18 protein-coding genes, 1 tRNA gene, 1 pseudogene and 1 riboswitch are annotated in these 17932 nt (G+C 72.2%); of the genes and pseudogenes, 18 read left to right on the top strand and 2 right to left on the bottom strand.

Annotation, left to right across the window (positions count from 1 at the left end):
- The first annotated feature begins 11 nt into the window (after positions 1-11).
- The 7 genes and pseudogenes from K336_RS0112730 to K336_RS19845 all read left to right on the top strand — a co-directional run bounded on the left by K336_RS0112730 (position 12) and on the right by K336_RS19845 (position 6127).
- On the top strand, positions 12-299 hold the full coding sequence (locus K336_RS0112730) for a prealbumin-like fold domain-containing protein (RefSeq protein ID WP_028707235.1): 288 nt from the start codon (positions 12-14) through the stop codon (positions 297-299).
- A gap of 251 nt (positions 300-550) precedes the next feature.
- Positions 551-976 (top strand): annotated as a pseudogene (locus tag K336_RS20305) (cation:proton antiporter domain-containing protein); the annotation flags it as partial.
- Positions 876-2081, top strand: a complete 1206-nt coding sequence (locus K336_RS18880) for a cation:proton antiporter domain-containing protein (RefSeq protein WP_267879361.1) — start codon at positions 876-878, stop codon at positions 2079-2081. The pseudogene K336_RS20305 and the gene K336_RS18880, both read left to right, overlap by 101 nt.
- A 9-nt stretch (positions 2082-2090) precedes the next feature.
- Entirely contained in the window at positions 2091-3260 is a 1170-nt protein-coding gene (gene dusB, locus K336_RS16525; RefSeq protein WP_021797238.1) for a tRNA dihydrouridine synthase DusB, read from the top strand.
- A 143-nt stretch (positions 3261-3403) separates the two neighbouring features.
- Positions 3404-4486 carry an HD domain-containing protein gene (locus K336_RS0112710; RefSeq protein WP_028707232.1) on the top strand — a complete coding sequence of 361 codons (1083 nt, stop codon included), beginning with the start codon at positions 3404-3406 and terminating at the stop codon, positions 4484-4486.
- An 871-nt stretch (positions 4487-5357) separates the two neighbouring features.
- Complete coding sequence (locus K336_RS19495) at positions 5358-5690, top strand: DUF4213 domain-containing protein (protein ID WP_211223523.1); 333 nt, start codon at positions 5358-5360, stop codon at positions 5688-5690.
- A gap of 185 nt (positions 5691-5875) precedes the next feature.
- Positions 5876-6127 (top strand): Rossmann-like domain-containing protein, encoded by a 252-nt coding sequence (locus K336_RS19845; RefSeq protein WP_021797231.1) that lies wholly within the window; start codon positions 5876-5878, stop codon positions 6125-6127.
- A gap of 9 nt (positions 6128-6136) precedes the next feature.
- Here K336_RS19845 and K336_RS0112695 read toward each other — a convergent pair whose 3' ends face one another.
- Complete coding sequence (locus K336_RS0112695) at positions 6137-6712, bottom strand: GNAT family N-acetyltransferase (RefSeq protein WP_021797206.1); 576 nt, start codon at positions 6710-6712, stop codon at positions 6137-6139.
- Between the two features lie 103 nt (positions 6713-6815).
- Positions 6816-6938: riboswitch (FMN riboswitch) on the top strand.
- A gap of 155 nt (positions 6939-7093) precedes the next feature.
- On the opposite strand from K336_RS0112695, the gene ribD reads away from it, so the two are divergent.
- The 8 genes from ribD (at position 7094) to K336_RS0112655 (ending at position 13382) form a co-directional block, all read left to right on the top strand.
- The gene (gene ribD / locus K336_RS0112690; RefSeq protein WP_051245832.1) at positions 7094-8140 is read left to right on the top strand and encodes a bifunctional diaminohydroxyphosphoribosylaminopyrimidine deaminase/5-amino-6-(5-phosphoribosylamino)uracil reductase RibD; all 1047 of its coding nucleotides are present in this window, start codon (positions 7094-7096) and stop codon (positions 8138-8140) included.
- Complete coding sequence (locus tag K336_RS0112685; protein ID WP_021797227.1) at positions 8122-8775, top strand: riboflavin synthase; 654 nt, start codon at positions 8122-8124, stop codon at positions 8773-8775. Before ribD ends, K336_RS0112685 begins: the two co-directional genes overlap by 19 nt.
- Positions 8772-9413, top strand: a complete 642-nt coding sequence (gene ribA / locus K336_RS0112680; RefSeq protein ID WP_021797219.1) for a GTP cyclohydrolase II — start codon at positions 8772-8774, stop codon at positions 9411-9413. Before K336_RS0112685 ends, ribA begins: the two co-directional genes overlap by 4 nt.
- 11 nt (positions 9414-9424) lie before the next feature.
- Positions 9425-9931: a 6,7-dimethyl-8-ribityllumazine synthase gene (gene ribH, locus K336_RS0112675; protein WP_021797235.1), complete on the top strand. Its 507-nt coding sequence runs from the start codon at positions 9425-9427 to the stop codon at positions 9929-9931.
- Positions 9932-9956: 25 nt separating this feature from the next.
- A complete protein-coding gene (dnaG, locus tag K336_RS0112670; RefSeq protein WP_028707228.1) occupies positions 9957-11831 on the top strand; it encodes a DNA primase in 1875 nt (624 codons plus the stop codon).
- 112 nt (positions 11832-11943) lie between these two features.
- Positions 11944-12681 carry a sigma factor gene (locus K336_RS17270; RefSeq protein WP_051245804.1) on the top strand — a complete coding sequence of 246 codons (738 nt, stop codon included), beginning with the start codon at positions 11944-11946 and terminating at the stop codon, positions 12679-12681.
- 30 nt (positions 12682-12711) lie between these two features.
- Positions 12712-13221, top strand: a complete 510-nt coding sequence (locus K336_RS0112660) for a hypothetical protein (RefSeq protein WP_028707227.1) — start codon at positions 12712-12714, stop codon at positions 13219-13221.
- An 88-nt stretch (positions 13222-13309) separates the two neighbouring features.
- A tRNA-Asn gene (locus tag K336_RS0112655) sits at positions 13310-13382 on the top strand.
- 148 nt (positions 13383-13530) lie between these two features.
- Here the strand turns inward: K336_RS0112655 and K336_RS0112650 are convergent.
- Positions 13531-14298: an IclR family transcriptional regulator gene (locus tag K336_RS0112650; protein WP_028707226.1), complete on the bottom strand. Its 768-nt coding sequence runs from the start codon at positions 14296-14298 to the stop codon at positions 13531-13533.
- Between the two features lie 228 nt (positions 14299-14526).
- On the opposite strand from K336_RS0112650, the gene dapA reads away from it, so the two are divergent.
- The 3 genes from dapA to K336_RS16510 form a co-directional block, all read left to right on the top strand.
- Positions 14527-15462 carry a 4-hydroxy-tetrahydrodipicolinate synthase gene (gene dapA / locus K336_RS0112645; protein WP_021797215.1) on the top strand — a complete coding sequence of 312 codons (936 nt, stop codon included), beginning with the start codon at positions 14527-14529 and terminating at the stop codon, positions 15460-15462.
- Between the two features lie 103 nt (positions 15463-15565).
- Positions 15566-16915, top strand: a complete 1350-nt coding sequence (locus K336_RS0112640) for a gluconate:H+ symporter (RefSeq protein WP_021797237.1) — start codon at positions 15566-15568, stop codon at positions 16913-16915.
- 31 nt (positions 16916-16946) lie between these two features.
- A partial coding sequence (locus K336_RS16510) for an enolase C-terminal domain-like protein (RefSeq protein ID WP_043151195.1) occupies positions 16947-17932 on the top strand: 986 nt, incomplete at its 3' end.

Raw genomic sequence — 17932 nt, 5'->3', positions numbered from 1 at the left:
GGGCTCGATTCATGGTGAAGGGGCTGACCGCCGCACCAGCCTCCCCCTTCCACCTGAAGGAGGTGCAGGCGCCGTCCGGCTACGTGACCGACGAGAAGGAGCACGAGTTCAAGACCGACCCGTTGACCCGTCGGTACGAGTTCAGCGATGCCTTCGTCAACAAGGAGTTCGGGGCGCGACCCCTGCCCCCGACCGGCGGCGGCCCGGCCCGTGATCTTCTCCTGATCACTGGCGGTCTGCCCCTGGCCGGATCCTCGGTGTCCGCCCTCATGAAGCGCCGCGGGCAGCGGCTCGGCTGAACATGGAGGTGATCGGAACGCCGGCGGGGCGGGCGCCTCATGAGGTTCGGGCCCACCCTCACGTGACGGACGGAGGGCCGGGACATGCGGCTGATCCCACCGCCTGGATCTGACGGTACCACGCATCAGGACCCTCGTTCTCCGCACGTCCTCGGGCGGGTGCGTCGAGGTCGGGGCCCCGTCGTCTCCGGGCGGTGGACGGATCCGCCCCCGACGCGGCCGGCGCGTGGATCCTGGAGGCCGTGTCCGTCATGCTCCCCATCGCCGTCGTCGCCCTGTTCGTCATCGCGATGAGCGAGCGATCGGCCGATCGGGCGGGCGTCGTCGCCCCGGTGCTGCTCCTGGTCCTTGGCACCGGGGTCGCAGCGATCCCGGCCGTGCCCGCCATGCACGCGGACCCCGACATCATCCTCGAGGTCATCCTGCCCGGGCTCCTCCACGCCTCGGCCGTCAAGATGCCGATGCCCGAGTTCCGACGCAACCTGGGCCCGATCGCCACCCTGTCGGTGCTGCTCGTGGCGCTCTCGGCGGTGGTCGTCGGGACTGTCCTCCACACGCTCGTGCCCGGGCTGGGACTTGCCGCCGCCATCGCCCTGGGCGCCGTCGTCAGCCCGACCGACGCCGTCGCCACGTCGATCGTCCGCCGGGCCGGCGTCAGCCAGCGCATCATCGCCGTGCTCGAGGGCGCTCGAGGCCGCCCAGCGGTCGACGAACCAGGCCACCTGGGCCGAGATCTCCCTCGTGCTCGAGTCGAGCGTCTTCCTGCTCATGGGGCTCCAGCTGCCCGCGGCCCTGGCCGACGAGCAGGACGTGCCGCCGACGCGGGCCGTCGTCCTGGCGCTCCTGCTCGTCGTCCAGGCGCTCGTCGTCGCGCTCATGCTCGCCGCGGCCAGGCACCGTTCGTCCCGGCACGTGAGGCGCAGGCCGGCCGTCGAGCGCGCCCTCATGACGGTCTGGCACAACCAGCGCGAGCACCACGCCTCGCGTCGGAGCCGCCGCAGGGTGGTGCGCCTCATCCGGCGCATGGAGCGGACGCTGTCGGACATCGACTACTACGTGCAGGAGCGCCTCGGCACCCGGGAGGGCGCGACCATCGTCTGGGCCGGCATGCGGGGCGCCGTGACCGTCGCCGCCGCGCAGACGCTGCCGAGCGGGCTGCCCGGGCGCACGGCGATGATCCTCATCGCCTTCTGCGTCGCCGCGATCTCCCTCGGGATGCAGGGCGGCACTCTGGGGCGCTTCGTCGCCGGGGTGCACCCGGCCGCCGCCGCTCCGGTCTTCGCCGAGGAGAGGGCCGAGCTGCACCGGGTCATGCGCGAGGCGGCGCTGCGGGTGCCGGTGCCCGAGGAGCTGCGGGAGGCCCTCGACGACCTGCGCGCGGCCGCCGCGCACGGCGGTGGCGGCGAGGGGGCCGACGAGGAGACCGAGCTCGTCTCCCGAGCCCAGAACCTGCTGGGCAGGGCCGGCGCCGCCGGGCGGCTCCCCGCCGACCGGCGGCTCGCCGAACTGGCCGGCCGGCACGCCCTCGAGGTCATCGACGCCCAGCGGAAGGCCCTGCTCGCGGTGAACCGGACGGGCCGGTACAGCCCCGCGGCCCTGACGGGCATGCTCCGCATTCTCGACGCCGACCAGGCGGGCCTGGAGCTGCGCGCAGGCAGGTGTAAGCGTGCGCGCGGTCCTGCGGTCGGTCCCCGCGGTGTGAGCCGGCACCGCTGCTCCTCGACGCCGGAGCGCCGCCCCGCCGGCCGGGGCGTCCGCGCCACCATGACCGACGGCACCTAGACTTGCCTGGTGATTCCGGCCGAACCGCTCGTCCTCCGCTCGCCCTCGGGCGGGCGCGTCGAGGCGGGGACCCCCGTCGTCCTGGCGCCGATGGCCGGCGTGACGAACGCGGCCTTCCGCACGCTGTGCCGGGAGCAGGGGGCGGGGCTCTACCTCTGCGAGATGATCACGAGCCGCGGCCTCGTGTGCGGCGACCGCCGGACCGACGCCATGCTCACCTTCTTCGACGAGGAGCGCATCCGCAGCGTCCAGACCTACGGCACGAACCCGCCGGTCGTCGCGCGGGCCGTCGAGCTGCTGTGCACCCGTCACGGCGCCGCCCACGTCGACCTCAACCTCGGATGCCCGGTGCCCAAGGTCACGCGCAAGGGCGGCGGGGGAGTCCTGCCCTGGAAGACCGGGCTCGTGCGCGAGATCATCACCGCCGCCGTCCGCGCCGGCGACCGGCACGGCGTGCCTGTGACCGTCAAGACCCGCATCGGCATCGATGAGGGGCACACCACGTGGCGCGACATCGCCGACATCGCTCAGGAGGCCGGCGCCGCCGCCATCTGTCTCCATGCGCGCACCGTCGAGGAGGCCTACTCCGGCCATGCCCACTGGGACGTCATCGCCGAGCTCGTCGATCGGGTCGACATCCCCGTGCTCGGCAACGGCGACATCTGGGAGGCCAGCGACGCGGTGTCCATGATGGAGCGCACCGGCTGCGCCGGCGTCGAGATCGGGCGGGGCTGTCTCGGTCGCCCCTGGCTGTTCGCCGACCTCTCCGCGGCGATGACCGGCGTCGAGCGCCTGACCCTGCCCACGTTGGGCGAGATCTGCCGGGTCGTGCGCCGTCACGGTGAGTTGCTGGCCCGCCAGATGGGCGGGAGGAGTGGCCTCACCGACCTGCGCAAGCACATGGCCTGGTACTTCAAGGGCTTCCCCGTCGGGGGCGAACTGCGCCACGCGCTCGGCATGATCGACTCCTTCGAACGCCTCGACGAACTGCTGGCCTCACTCATCGACGAGGCCGGCGTGGACTGCCCCTACCCGGTCCGCGAGCTGGGCCGCCCTCGCGGGCGCCAGGGCTCGGCGCGCCGCAGAGTGGCCATGCCGACCGGCTGGCTGGACGACCGCGACGGGCGCGACCTCGACCTGTCCGACGCCGAGCTGGGCTACTCCGGCAGGATCGCCTGAGCCTCCCCGGGCGCCCCGCGGCTCGCGACCGCAATGTCGGCGCCCGCCGCCATACTGGGACCATGACGAGCAGCAGCGAGCAGGCCGGCGACGGCGGTCGCGTCCCGGTCCCCACCGCGCGCGCCAGGGCGTGGGCCACCACCATGAGCGGACACGAGCACGAGGTCGACGGCGACGGCGTCGTGCGTCCCCACGCGGACTCCCACCTGCGGATCGGCTGCGGCGAGCCCATCGGGCGGCTCGCCCGCGAGGAGCTCGAGGCCGCGACGCTGCGCGAGGGCGCGGCCCGCTCGCACGGCGCCGGCGACAGGGCCCGCCCCGAGGCCCCCGACGCCGAGCGCACCTGCTTCGAGCGCGACCACGACCGCATCGTCCACTCCACCAGCTTCCGGCGCCTGGCGGGCAAGACGCAGGTCGTCGTCTACCCGACCGACCACCAGCGCACCCGCCTCACCCACGCCATCGAGGTCGCCCAGGTCGCCGGCTCCATCGCCCGGGGCATCGGGGCCAACATGGCGCTGACCGATGCCATCGCCCTGGGCCACGACTGCGGCCACGGCCCCGGCGGGCACGCCTCCGAGGAGGCCTTCGACGTCTTCCTGCCCGAGGGCTTCGACCACGGCCCGTGGGGTGCCCGGGTGGCCCTCGCCGGGCTCAACTTGTGCGCCGAGACCCTCGACGGCATCGCCAGGCACTCCTGGTCGAGCCCGGCGCCGTCCACCGTCGAGGGCGAGATCGTGAGCTGGGCCGACCGCATCGCCTACTGCGCCCACGACCTTGAGGACGCCCTGCGCGCCGGCATCGTCGATCCGGGCGACGTGCCCGGGCGGGTCGTCGACGTCATCGGGCTGCCCCTGCGCGAGCAGCTGTCCGCTCTCATCAGGGCGGTCGTCGACACCACCTGCCGCACCGGCGTCGTCGGCATGGACGCCCGCACCGCCGGGGCGCTGGCCGTGCTGCGTCGCTTCAACTACGAGCAGATCTACACGCGCCCGGAGTCGCTGGCCCAGTCGCACACGATGATCGAGGTGCTCCAGCAGCTCGTCTCGTACTACTTCCACCACCCCGACGACCTGCCCGCCGAGCACTGCGACCGCGACGACCCGATGCGCAGCGCCGTCACCTACGTCGCGGGCATGACCGACCGTTTCGCCTTCGACTGCGCCGAGCACCTGCTCGGCTGGGAGCCGGCCAGGTTGCCGCGGGGCATCGGCCACGGGGCCTGAGGATCGTCCCCGGTCCGCCGGGGCCCTCGTGCGGCGCTCAGGTGCGCAGCGTCCCGGCCAGATCCCTGGCAGGGGCCTCGCCGCGGTGACGAGCGCGTTCATCACGAGCACCGCCACCGACCCCCGGCGAGGTCCCGCTGACCACGGGAACCTGCGCGGCGCCGGCCCTGGAGGGCCGTGCTGCCGCCGAGCAGGACGCCGATGAAGGCCCCAGGCGCGTCACCAGACCCGCCCTCCGTGTCGTGCCGAGGGTGCATGAGCGATTCCCAGGCGACGGGGCGGGCGACGACGCCGATCGTCTCGGGCCGGATGGATCCGAGGGTGAGAGCCGCCGAGGACCTCGCACCCCTCGCACGGCGCGGTGAGGCCCACTGCCCGTTCAGCGTGGGGTCCTCATCGCATTGCCGATGATGATGGAGCCGATCGGCACGATCGATGTGCCGTTCAGCGGGGCCGCGCCGGTGGCGAAGACGATCGCCATACCGTCTGGACCCCGCCGAGATCGTCGGCGCCGATCGGCTCCGGACCCGTCCGGTCGTCGTCCACGACGACGAACATCGCGAGGACGAACAGCACGACCGCCCCAGCCTCGTCACCGCAGCGACGACGATGAACGGGACGGCGAACGGTTGGATCACGGCGCGCACTGCGGCTGGCGGCACGGATCGGAGGAGGCCGAAGCGGCTGGCCCGGCGGTCAGCATCGTGAGGGCGACGAGCAACACCAGCGCCATGGCGGCCGGCCTGGCCCCGGATCGGCGGACACGTCCGGCTGTCCGCCCCAAGGCTCTGGGCGACGCCGTGTTTAATTAGGGTGGCCTCGCCTTCAATGTGATGGGCATCTGGACGGACGGGACGAAGGAGGGATGACGATGCCTGACGCATGGCGTGTCTACGAGGACCTCATCGCCGAGATTCCTCAGGACGTGGTGGTCGGGACGGTGAACGTCGGCGTCCGGTGGACCCGGGTGGTGAACTCCGCCGGGGGCGGCGGGATGGCTTGGACGATGGACCAGCGGTCGCGGCCCGAGATCTTCGAGGGGGCCGTGCTCGACGGTCTGCCGATGCGCACTGCGGCCGGGCTCGTCTGCAGCTGGAACCCTGCCGAGGCCTCCATCGGCCAGGCCTCCATCGACTCGTGGTACTCGCGTCCCGAGTCGGCCGCCGAGAAGGGCTTCGTCGCGACGGGGGAGGCCCTCGCCTGACAGCGGGTCTTCGCCCCCTGCGCGCAGGCCGTCGCCGGCAAGGGGGTGGCCGTCGTTGGGCACTTCGATTCCGCCCCGGAAGGCGCTGGAACGGGCCGCTGAATACTACTTGTCCGGAACGCGTCCCCCGGCCGGGCGATCACCCCGACACCGCCTGCGAGTACCTCCTGCCCGAGTGCGACTACGTGTTCATCTCGAGTTCGAGCTTCGTCGACAAGACCGCGCCGCGGCTGCTGGAGTTGTCACGCCGAGCTCACACCGTGCTCGTCGGCCCCTCCACGCCCTTGCCCCCGATGCTCTTCGACTACGGCGTTGACACCATTACCGGCTTCGTCGTCACCGACCCGTACCTGCTCGATCGGGCCTTGGCGGGCGTCGCCGTGAAGGCCATGTTTGAGGCCGGCCACCGCATCCACCGGGACCGCCCCGGCTCCTGACACCCGGGCTCAGCCATCCGGCGGCAGCCCCAGGCGTTCACGGAGCGTGCCGCGCACGCGCGGCCAGTCGCCGTCGGTGATCGAGAAGACCCGGGTGTCGACGGGCTCGCTGTGCGGGCCGCGCCGGAATGCCCGCGCCACCCCCTCCTCGGTCGCGCCGAGCGCGGCGATCGCCCTCGCGGAGCGCTCATTGCGCACGTCGCAGCGCAGGCCCACGCGCTGCACCTCGTAGACCGTGAAGGCGTACTCGAGCAGCAGATACTTGCACGACGGGTTCACCGTCGTGCCCTGAGCCGCCGGAAGGTAGAACGTCGAGCCGAGCTCCAGGCGCAGCGGCACGTGCATGTCGTAGAAGCAGGTGCGGCCCACGAGCTCGCCCCGGTACTCGACGCTGAAGACCACGGTGGCTGGGTCGGCGATCTTCTCCCCGTAGGCCCGGGCGAACTCCTGCGGGCTCGCGGGGAAGGGCGTGGCCATGCCCGCCCACATCCGCTCGTCGAGCAGCGGCTGGAGGGCCGCGCCGTCCTGCGCCCTCGCCGGGCGCAGACGCACCTCGCCCAGCTCCATGTGAATCTTGTGCCGCATGGGCCTCCCTCCGTCCGGACCGAGCCAACACTAGGCCTGCCGCCGCAGCCCTGCCACCGCCGGACGGTCCGCGGCGTCCGCCGGCGAGTGGCATACTTGCCCTGTCATGTCCCGGGGACGGTGGAACTCCGTACCGGCGGTGAGAGTCCGCGAACCGGCCAGTGGGCCGGCCGATCTGGTGGAATTCCAGGACCGACAGTCAGAGTCTGGAGGGGAGGCGCATGACGCCGGCGCGGCGCGCGGTCGCCGGCCGCCGAGCACCTCCCGTCGACGTCCCACGACCCCGGGCGAGGAAGCCTGGGAGGGGAACCGATGAGCCCGCAGACGGACCGGGGCGCCGGACAGGCGCGTCCCGCCGTGACGCGGCTCGAGGCGCGGGCCATGGACCTGGCGCTGCGGGCCGCCGCCGAGGGCGTCCGCGGCGCGAACCCACTCGTGGGAGCGGCGATCATCCACGACGGGCGGATCCTCGCCGTCGGTCGCCACAGGGGGGCGGGCACCCCGCACGCCGAGATCGACGCCCTGCGCGCCGTCCGTGAGCGCGGCGAGGACCCCCGTGGTGCCACCGCCGTCGTCACCCTCGAGCCCTGCAACCACACCGGGCGCACCGGCCCCTGCGCCCGGGCGCTCGTCGACGCCGGGATCGCCCGGGTCGTCTACGCCATGGCCGATCCGCATGCGGTCGCCTCGGGCGGTGCGGTCAGGCTCCGCGCGGCCGGCGTCGAGACCGTCGAGGGGCCGGGCGCCGGGCGCGCCCGCGAGCTCAACGAGCGCTGGCTGCTCGCCACGGCGCAGGGCCGTCCCTATGTGACGGCCAAGATCGCCCAGAGCCTCGACGGCCGTGTCGCCGCGGCCGATGGCACGAGCCAGTGGATCACCGGCCCCGAAGCGCGCCGCAGCGGACACGCCCTGCGCGCCCGCGCGGATGCCGTCCTCGTCGGCACCGGCACGGTGCTCGCCGACGACCCGAGGCTCACCGCCCGCGACGAGCACGACGCGCCGCTCGAGCACCAGCCCCTCCACGTCGTCATGGGCGCTCGCCCGGTCCCCGCCGGGGCCGCCCTGCGCGACGGCCCCTGGGTGCGGATCGCCGACCACGACCCGGCCCGGGTCCTCGCCGAGCTCGCCGACCGGGGCGTCGGGCACGTCCTGGTCGAGGGCGGCCCGTCCGTCACGAGCGCCTTCATCGGGGCCGACCTGGTCGACACGCTCGTCGTCCACGAGGCCCCCCTCATGCTTGGCCCCGGCGCCGGGGCCACCGACCCCCTGACCGTCGGGACGCTCGGCGAGGCCGTCCACTGGCGGCTGGACGGGCCCGTCCGCGTCCTCGGGGGGGACCTCGAGATCACTCTTCGACCCGCGCCCCGCCGCCCCCTGGCCGCGGAACCGTCAACCCCACTAGGAGAAGCATGTTCACCGGAATCGTGAATGGACTGGGAACCGTCGTCGAGCTCGACCCCGGCGCGGCCCCCGGCGTCGCGCGCCTGGTCGTCGACGCCCACGGCATCGCCGACGACCTGCCGGCCGGCGGCTCCATGGCCGTCAACGGCGTCTGCCTGACCTCGATCGCCGACCCCGCGCGTCCCGGCCTGTTCGTCGCCGAACTCATGGGCGAGACGATGGACCGCACCAGCCTCGGCCGGGTCGCCCCCGGCGACGCGGTCAACCTCGAGCGCTGCATGCCCGCGGACGGGCGTCTGGACGGCCACGTCGTCCAGGGCCACGTCGACGGCGCGGGCCGTGTGCTGTCGATCACCCCGCAGGGAGGGTGGACGACGCTGCGCGTCGGCGTCCCGGCGCGCCTGGGCCCGCAGATCGCGGAGAAGGGCGCCATCGCCGTGGACGGCGTCTCGCTCACCGTCACCGCGGTCGGCGCCCCCGACGACGGCGACGGCTGGTTCGAGGTCGGCCTCATCCCCAGCACCCTCACCGGAACCCGCCTCGGCCGACTGCGCGAGGGCGAGCTGGTGAACATCGAGACCGACGTCCTCGCCAAGTACGTGAGCCGGCTCATGGCCTTCGCGTCCGGGCCCGACGAGTCCTGCGCGGGGAACCGCACGTGAGCGCCCAGCGGATGGACGCCATGCCCGCCGAGGCCGCCATGACCGAGATCGCGCCGGGAGTGGAGTGCACCGACCCTGTCACGCTGCCCACCCAGTGGGGCACCTTCACCGCCCAGTGCTGGCGCATCAACGGCGTCGAGCACATGAGCCTCGTCTCGCCGATCGGGGCCGCCGGCGCCCCGCTCGTGCGCGTGCACTCCGAGTGCCTCACGGGCGACGTGCTCGGCTCCCACCGCTGCGACTGCGGCGAGCAGCTCCACGCCGCCATGGACAGGATCGCCGACGAGGGAGGGGCCCTCGTCTACCTGCGTGACCACGAGGGGCGGGGCATCGGCCTGTTCGACAAGCTCCGCGCCTACCGGCTCCAGGAGCAGGGGGCCGACACCGTGACGGCCAACGAGCTGCTCGGGCTGCCCGCCGAGGCGCGCGACTACGGGTCGGCCGCCACGATCCTGCGGGGCATCGGCATGACGAGCATCAGGCTGCTCACCAACAATCCCGCGAAGGCCGTCGGCCTGCGCGCCGCGGGCATCGAGGTGGTCGCCCTCGAGCCCGATCAGGTGCGAGCCCGGCCCGAGAACATCAGCTATCTGCGCACCAAGCGCGACCGCATGCACCACCTGCTGGACCTGGACTGAAGGAGGAAACCATGACCCGCACCGACGGGGCCCCGGCCAACGCCATCGACCTTCCCACCCTCACCGCCGACGCCGGCCTGCACGAGGACGGACGACCCGTGAGCGTCGCCATCGTCGCGGCCAGCTGGTACGACGAGATCATGGCCGGCCTCATCGCCGGCGCCGTCCGGGCCTGCGCCGACGCCGCCATCGAGCCCGACATCGTGCGGGTGCCCGGCAGCTTCGAGCTGCCGCTCGGCGCCCAGGCCGCCCTGCACGGCCACGACGCCGTCGTGGCCCTCGGCGTCGTCGTGCGCGGCGGCACCCCCCACTTCGACTACGTCTGCGAGGCCGCCACCGCCGGCCTCACCCGCGTCGGCCTGGACGCCGGCAAGCCCGTCGGCTTCGGCCTGCTGACCTGCGAGGACGCCGAGCAGGCCCGCGACCGCGCCGGGCTGCCCGGCTCCGCCAAGGACCACGGCTACGAGGCGACCGTCGCGGCGCTGCGCATGGTCGCCGTCGCCGAGGGCAGGGGCTGAGGGGCCGGACGCATAGAATTCGGGCATGGCCGGACGCATCAACGACGAGGACATCGCCCTCGTGAGAGAGCGCGCCCGGATCGACGAGGTCGTCGGCTCGTACGTCACGTTGCGCAACGCCGGCGGCGGCTCGCTCAAGGGCCTGTGCCCGTTCCACGACGAGAAGACCCCGAGCTTCCAGGTGACGCCGGCGCGCGGCCTGTTCTACTGCTTCGGCTGCGGCGAGGGCGGCGACGTCATCACCTTCATGGAGAAGATCGACAACCTCTCGTTCGGCGAGGCCGTCCAGGCCCTGGCCGACCGGACCGGCGTGCAGCTGCGCATCGTCGACGACGGCCGCCCGGCGGCGCCGCCCGGACAGCGGGTGCGCATCATGGAGGCCAACCAGGTGGCCGCCGACTTCTTCGCCACCCAGCTCGCCTCCCCCGAGGCCATCGAGGCCCGCCGCATGCTCGACGGGCGCGGCTTCGACCGCGCCGCCGCCCAGCGGTTCGGCGTGGGCTACGCCCCCAAGGACGGCCGGGCGCTGCACCGCCACCTGACGAGGGCGGGGTTCCGCGACGACGAGCTCGTCCGCGCCGGCCTAATCCGCGAGCACGGCGGCTGGGACTACTTCCAGGGCCGCGTCATCTGGCCCATCAAGGACTCGGGCCGCTCCGTCCTGGGCTTCGGCGCCCGCCGCCTCTACGACGACGACCGCCTGCCCGCCAAGTACATCAACACACCCGAGACCCCCGTCTACAAGAAGTCGCACGTCCTCTACGGCCTCGACCTGGCCCGACAGAACATCGGCAGGAAGCTCCAGGCCGTCGTCATGGAGGGCTACACCGACGTCATGAGCGCCCACCTGGCCGGCGTCGACACGGCCGTCGCCGTCTGCGGCACCGCCTTCGGCGAGGACCACGCCCGCCTCCTCCAGCGCCTCATGGGCAACTCTGACGCGACGCGCGGGGAGGTCGTCTTCACCTTCGACGGCGACCGCGCGGGCCAGGCGGCGGCCCTCAAGGTCTACCGGCTCGACCGCTCCTTCACGACCCAGACCTACGTCGCCGTCGAGCCGGGGGGCCTCGACCCGTGCGACCTGCGGATGGCCCAGGGCGACGCCGCCGTCCGCGAGCTCATCGGGCGCCGCGAGCCCCTCTACCGGTACGTCATGGCCCGTACGATCGACGGCTACGACCTCGACCGCGCCGACGGCCGGGTCGCCGCCGTGCGCGCCGCGTCCGACATGATCACCTCGATCCGCGACTCCTCCCTGGTCAACCAGTACCTCCGCGATCTGTCGCACCTGGTGGGCATGGACCCCGACGAGGTGCGCCGGATCGTCAACGGCCAGCGCCGCCGCGGACCCCGCCGCCCCGGGCCCGAGCAGGCACCGGCGCGCATCGTCGAGCCCGGGCCCGTCATGCCCGCACCGGTGGGCCTGCCGTGGCCCGACCCGAGGGACCACCGCCTCGAGGTCGAGCGCGGCACCCTCAAGCTCATGCTCCAGTGCCCCACCCTGTTCGACACCGCCTGGAACGGCGTGACCGCCGACGACTTCACCCACCCGGCCCTGCGCGCCGTCTTCGAGGCGATCGCCGACACCGGCTACCGGCCCCAGGGCTGGGCGGAGCAGGTGCAGGCCGCGACGGCCGACCCGACGGCCCGGCAGCTCGAGGTGGCCCTGCTCGTCGAACCGCTGCTGCGCGAGGACCCGACCGAGCGCTACGCCGCCGCGTACACCGCCAAGCTGCGCATGCTCACCACGATGCGGCGCATCGACGACCTCAAGTCGCGGCTGCAGCGCACCAACCCGGTGACCGACGAGGCCGGCTACGACGCGATGTTCGACGAGATGCTGACCCTGGAGACGAGCCGTCAGAGGCTCGCCGAGACCAGCATCGGCTTCCTGGAGTGAGCCGTTAGCACGCACCGGGCGTGCCGGGGGCCTGTCCACAGGAAACGGTGTTGTCCGTTCCCCGGTATCCACAGCGCTGGAGCCGCCCGGCGGCCGCCGTGAGGCTGGGGCCATGGATGCCATCGACGTCATCGAGAACGAACCGAGCAGGCTCGGGGCCGAGCAGGAGGTCGCCCTGGCGAAGGCCATCGAGGCCGGCCTCTACGCCCGATGCTGCCTGACCAGGGGCCTGTGGGGCGCCGACGCCAGCGCCGCCGAGCTGGAACTGGTCGCCGAGCAGGGCGAACGCGCCCTTCTCGTCTTCCACCGGGCCAACATGGCCATGGTGCGCCGCATCGCGCGCAAGTGGGACAAGCCGGGCGTGGCGGAGCTCGACGAACTCGTCGCCGAGGGCTCCGCCGCCCTGGTCGAGGCGATCCACCGCTGGGACTGGCGCCGCGGGGCCCGCTTCAGCACCCTCGCCTGGCTCATCGTCGCCCAGCGAGTCGGCGCCCTCGGCGCCCAGGAGCACAGCGCGGGCATGGGTGGGCGCGCGCTCGCCAGGAGCCTGTCCGGCGCGGACGGCGAGCCGCTGCGCCTGAGCTCCCTGTGGACGAGCAGCCCCGACGTCGGCGAGCGCCTCGCCGCCGAGTACCACGACGAGACCGGCGCCGGCATCGAGTGGATCGCCGCCCTGCCCGGCGACGAGCGACGCGTGCTCGTCATGGCCTTCGGTCTGGACGGCCACGGGCCCAGGACGCTCGCGCAGATGAGCCTCGCCATGGGCGTGAGCGTGGCCAGCGTGGCGCGCACCAAGCGCCGCGCCCTGGAGCGGGGCCGGCGACTCGCCGCGCAGGCGAGTGCCGCCTGAACCCGGCCCGGCGGCGGCCACAATGGGGTCATGCGCATGACCGGACACGACGCAGCCCCTCCCACCCGCGAGGAGCTCCGGCAGCTGCGCGCGCTGCGGGGCCGCGCCCCGCACGTCATCGCCCACGGGCGGGGCGAGGGCGTGCTCGCCGTGGCCCTGCGCGACGCGCTCGCCGTCCGTCGCGAGGGACGGTGGAGCCAGGTCGGCTGGCAGAGCATCCAGCACGGCTCGTGGGCCGAGGACGAGGGCCGTCTGGCGTGGGAGCTCGTCGACGGAACCCGGGACGCCGTCGTGCTCCCCGGCGCCGGCCTGCTCCCCGGCGCCTTCATGGAGCGCGTGCAGGCCTCGATCCTCGTCCAGGAGCGGGTCGAGGTCCCCGGCGGAGGATCGGTCGTGCTCAGCGGCCGTCGCAACCCCGATGGCACGGGCGGGGTCACGTGGATGGCCGAGCCCTCGGCCAGGGTCGCCATGGACGACCCGGCGGTGCAGGAGTTCATCGTCGGCCAGGGCGAACGGCTGGCCGCCGAGTACGGCCTGTGACGGCGCCGGCCCCGATTTTTGTTTCGGGTGGGCTGCTGGTAGCGTGTTTTCACGCGCCGGACGCCTCGGGCACGAAGCGTCGGGCCGATCCCCTGTAGCTCAATCGGCAGAGCATCTGACTGTTAATCAGAGGGTTACTGGTTCGAGTCCAGTCGGGGGAGCAGAGCGAGGCCCGGTCCGTTGCGGACTGGGCTTTTTCTGTCGGCTCCCGCGCACCTCGCAGGCGGTTTCCCGCGGTCGCCGGGCTGTCGACCGTGCCGTCCTCCCGGTGGGGCGCCGCAGCCGGTGACCTCGGGCGTGCGCGGGGGATCAGGAGCGCAGGGGGGCCTGGGCGACCGCCCGTTCGGCGGCGAGCCGCATCGCTGCGACGATCTCGTCCTCCCGCTGCTGGGTCCAGCGCGAGGCGGGGATCGAGCAGGAGATCGCATCGGTCACGGGCTCGGTGTACGGCAGGGCCAGCGCGATGCACCGCAGGCCCGTCGTGCTCTCCTCGTTGTCGATGGCGTAGCCGCGCAGGCGAGTCGCCCTCATCTCGGCCTCGAAGGCCTCCGTGTCGGTGATGGAGCGGGGCGTGAGCTGCTCGAACGTGGCGGGGACGAGTTCGGGCCGCTCGGCGAGAACGGCCTTGCCGAGCCCCGTCGCGGTGGCGGGCATGCGCCGTCCCACGCGCGAGTAGGGACGGATGTCCTGGCGGGACTCCTGGGTGACGAGGTAGACGATCCTGTCGGTGTCGATGCGTCCGAGATGGAAGGTCTCGTCGAACTGGGTGGCCAGGTCGGTCAGGAGCGGGCCGACGATCCTCACATGGGGATCGGCGTCGATGTAGGAGGTGCCCGTGATGAGTGCTCTGAGGCCGAGGGAGTACCCCTCGGAGCCATCGGTCTGCACCCAGCCACGTGCCTGAAGCGTCCTGAGGATCGCGTACACGGACGACCGCGGGGCGTCCAGTGCCTGTGCCATCTCGTTCAGCCGGGGCGGGTTTGCCCGGCGGCGCGCGAGGAACTCGAGGAGTTCGATCGCCCGGCCCGCGGACTTCACGTCGCGCACACCACCTGTCGCGTCGTGAGTGCTCGTCATGGGGATCCTTTCACCGGTGGCGTCCGCCCGCGGAAGGCCTCCCGCCGTCTCGTCCCGTCGCGAGGACGGGCCGAATGGCGTTGGACGCGTCAACACGATAGCCCGATCCCTTGTCGGCTCTCGATTCGTGCGCGTGTCGCGTGACGACTGTCCCCGATGGTCGATGAGTGTTCTCCTCTTAAGACGTATGTCTACAAATGTGGACATGAGTCTACGAAAAGGCTAGGCTTGGCACGACGCGAACGCATCATCGGCGATGCGGGAAGGGAGACGGTCATGCCGTTCAGGCCCCACGGGATCATCCCGGCCCTCGTGACCCCCCTCGACAGGGACGGCGAGCTCTTGGAGCAGGGCTTGCGGGATCTGCTCGACTACACGATCTCCAACGGGGTGCACGGGGTCTTCGTCCTCGGATCCTCCGGCGAGATCTACGGGTTGTCGGAGGTCCAGAAACGCCGCGTCGTCGAGATCACCGTCGAGCACGTGGCCGGCCGGGTGCCGATCTACGCCGGCGCCTCCGAGATCACGACGCGCGACTGCATCGCGACGGCGCACATGGTCCAGAGCGTCGGGGGAGTGCAGGCCCTGTCGGTCCTCACCCCCTACTTCATGACGCCGACCCAGTCGGAACTCGTCGAGCACTACCGGGCGATCGCCGCCGAGACGGATCTCCCGATCCTCGTCTACTCGAATCCGGGCCGTACCCAGGTGCCGGTGACGCTCTGCACGGTCCTCGAGCTGGCCGAGGTCGACAACATCATCGGGGTCAAGGACTCGGCCGGCGACATGACCCTGACCGCTGACTACATCCGCGAGGCGCCGGAGGGCTTCAGCGTCCTCATGGGCCGCGACACCCTCATCTACCCCGCCCTTGCCATGGGCGCCGATGGTGCGATCGCCTCCACCGCGAACATCGCGCCACGACTGCTCGCCGGTCTGTACGACAGCTTCGTGGCCGGCGACCGGGCCCGTGCACTCGAACTGCAGGAGCGCCTCTCCCCGCTGCGCAACCTCGTCGACAAGGCGACCTTCCCGGTCGTTCTCAAGGAGGGCCTGAGGTGTGCGGGCGTGGAGGCCGGGTACTGCTTCGCGCCGGCCCGTGAGCTCGACGAGCAGTACCGCGAAGCGCTGCGCACGGCGGTCCGCGCCGTCACCGCCGGCTGAGCGGGCTCGTCCGCCCCGGTCCACAACCGCAAACTGCATCACCGGACGCGTCGCGGGACGCAGCGCGGCTTCCCGCACCTCCGGCTCACGTTGGGAGGACTCCATGCCCCTCGTCATTCTCGCCGTTGGCATAGCACTCTTGCTGCTGCTCATGCTCGTCTTCAAGCTCAACGGCTTCATCTCACTCGTCCTCGTCGCCGTCGTGGTCGGTCTCCTGCAGGGGCTGCCCTTCATCAGCGGTGACAGCGACGACGTCACGGTGATGAGTTCGATCGTCGACGGCGTCGGCGGACAGGTCGATGACCTCATCCTCATCCTCGGCTTCGGCGCGATGCTCGGGGTCCTCATGGCCGACATGGGCGCCGCGAACCGGCTGGCCACCACGCTCATCCGCGGTTTCGGCGTGCAACGCGCCCAGCTGGCCATCATCATCGTGGCCTTCCTCGTCGGCGTCGTCCTGTTCTGGGAGACGGCGTGGATCATCCTCATCCCGATCGTCTTCGCCGTCGCCCGGCAGGAGAAACTGTCCATCATGTGGCTGGCCATGCCGCTGGCGATCGCGCTGTCCTCGATGCACTCCTTCCTGCCACCGCACCCCGGGCCGACCGCGGTGGCGGGCATCTACGAGGCCTCGATCGGCAAGACCCTGCTCTTCGGGCTCATCATCGCCCTGCCCGTCGGCCTCGTGGTCGCCCTCGTCTGGCCCCGGCTCGGTTTCGTCCGCAACGTCACCGCGACCGCCCCCGAGGGGCTCGTGAGCGAGAAGGAGTTCACCGACGAGACCATGCCTGGCTTCGGGGTCTCGCTCGGCATCACGGCCCTGCCCGTCCTCCTCATCGCGGGATCGGCCGTCTTCGAGCTGGGACTCGGCGAGGATCACATCATCACCCGGGTGTTCGCCGCGATCGGCGACGCCCCGGTCGCCCTCCTCATCGGGCTCCTCGCCGCGATCTGCTACTTCGCGCTGGTGCGCAGGGTGCCGATGGACACCCTCATGGGTTCGTGCAGCTCCTCCATCAAGTCCATCGCGATGATCATCTTCATCATCGGCGCGGGCGGCGCCTTCAAACAGGTCCTCCAGGCCGGCGGCATCTCCGACTACATCATCGGGCTGACCGGCGGGTGGGACGTCTCCCCGATCATTCTCGCCTGGGCGATCGCGGCCCTCATGCGCATCGCCCTCGGCTCGGCGTCGGTGGCCGTGGTGGCCGCCGCCGGCATCGCCCAGCCCCTGGTGGCCGCGGGGGCCGTCAGCCCGGAACTCATGGTGCTGGCCACGGCGTGCGGTTCCGTCATCGCCTCACATCTCAACGATCCGGGGTTCTGGATGTTCAAGGAGTTCCTCGGCCTGTCGGTCAAGGACACCCTCAAGGTGCGGACCACCTACACGACGGTGCTCGCCGTCCTCGGCCTGGCCGGCTGCCTGCTCCTGAGCCTCTTCATCCACGCATGAGCCGCACCCCCAGCAGAGGAGGAACAAGTCCATGAAGGCTCCCACCATTGTCAAGGCCGACGTCTACCCGGTCGCCGGACACGACTCGATGCTCCTCAACCTGGCCGGCGCCCACCAGCCCTGGTTCACGCGCGACGTCGTCGTCCTCACCGATTCGGAGGGCCGCCTCGGCCTCGGGGAGGTCCCCGGGGCACGACGCATCACGACGGCGATCAGGGATGGGTTCGCCGCCGTCATCGGCTGGCCCGTCACGAGCCACCGGAGGATCCTGCGCGATGTCGCCCGTGCCGTGGCCGGGCGCGACGACACCACCGCCTTCTGGACCTTCGAGCGCACGGCGATCCACGCCGTGACGGCGATCGAGGCGGCCCTGCTCGACCTCTTCGGCCAGCTCGTGGGTCTTCCGGTGGCCGAGCTGCTCGGTGAGGGGCAGCAGCGCGACGAGGTCCGGGTCCTCGGCTATCTCTTCTTCGTCGCCGACCCGGACAGGACCGACCTGGACTACCTGCGTGAGGACGACGGCGACTGCCAGTGGTACCGGCTGCGCCGCGAGGAGGCGCTCACGCCCGAGGCCATCGTCCGGCAGGCCGAGGCCGCCCACGAGGAGTACGGCTTCCGCGACTTCAAGCTCAAGGGCGGGGTCCTGGAACCCGAGCAGGAGGTCGAGGCCGTCACGAGGCTCAAGGAGCGGTTCCCGCAGGCGCGCATCACCCTCGACCCCAACGGCTGCTGGTCGCTGGACCGGGCCGTCGAGCTGTGCGCACCGCTGCTCGGCGTGCTCGCCTACGCCGAGGATCCCTGCGGCGCCGAGGACGGCTTCTCCGGCCGCGAGACCCTGGGCGAGTTCCGCCGTCTGACCGGCATGCCCACCGCCACGAACATGGTCGCCACGACCTGGCGCGAGATGGCCTCGACGCTGCTGCTCCAGGCGGTGTCGATCCCGCTGGCCGACCCGCACTTCTGGACGATGCAGGGCTCGGTGCGGGTGGCGCAGCTGTGCCACGACATGGGGCTGAC

This window comes from Propionibacterium acidifaciens DSM 21887 (assembly GCF_000426605.1).
GTDB lineage: Bacteria > Actinomycetota > Actinomycetes > Propionibacteriales > Propionibacteriaceae > Propionibacterium > Propionibacterium acidifaciens.
This window is presented reverse-complemented; position numbering and strand designations above follow the sequence as displayed.

Excerpts from the sequence above, each read along its gene's own strand:
- K336_RS0112730 (WP_028707235.1), top strand. The coding sequence starts at position 12 with ATGGTGAAGGGGCTGACCGCCGCACCAGCCTCCCCCTTCCACCTGAAG.
- K336_RS0112710 (WP_028707232.1), top strand. The coding sequence starts at position 3,404 with ATGAGCGGACACGAGCACGAGGTCGACGGCGACGGCGTCGTGCGTCCC.
- K336_RS19495 (WP_211223523.1), top strand. The coding sequence starts at position 5,358 with ATGCCTGACGCATGGCGTGTCTACGAGGACCTCATCGCCGAGATTCCT.
- K336_RS0112695 (WP_021797206.1), bottom strand. The coding sequence starts at position 6,712 with ATGCGGCACAAGATTCACATGGAGCTGGGCGAGGTGCGTCTGCGCCCG.
- ribD (WP_051245832.1), top strand. The coding sequence starts at position 7,094 with ATGGACCTGGCGCTGCGGGCCGCCGCCGAGGGCGTCCGCGGCGCGAAC.
- K336_RS0112685 (WP_021797227.1), top strand. The coding sequence starts at position 8,122 with ATGTTCACCGGAATCGTGAATGGACTGGGAACCGTCGTCGAGCTCGAC.
- ribH (WP_021797235.1), top strand. The coding sequence starts at position 9,425 with ATGACCCGCACCGACGGGGCCCCGGCCAACGCCATCGACCTTCCCACC.
- dnaG (WP_028707228.1), top strand. The coding sequence starts at position 9,957 with ATGGCCGGACGCATCAACGACGAGGACATCGCCCTCGTGAGAGAGCGC.
- K336_RS17270 (WP_051245804.1), top strand. The coding sequence starts at position 11,944 with ATGGATGCCATCGACGTCATCGAGAACGAACCGAGCAGGCTCGGGGCC.
- K336_RS0112660 (WP_028707227.1), top strand. The coding sequence starts at position 12,712 with ATGCGCATGACCGGACACGACGCAGCCCCTCCCACCCGCGAGGAGCTC.
- K336_RS0112650 (WP_028707226.1), bottom strand. The coding sequence starts at position 14,298 with ATGACGAGCACTCACGACGCGACAGGTGGTGTGCGCGACGTGAAGTCC.
- K336_RS0112640 (WP_021797237.1), top strand. The coding sequence starts at position 15,566 with ATGCCCCTCGTCATTCTCGCCGTTGGCATAGCACTCTTGCTGCTGCTC.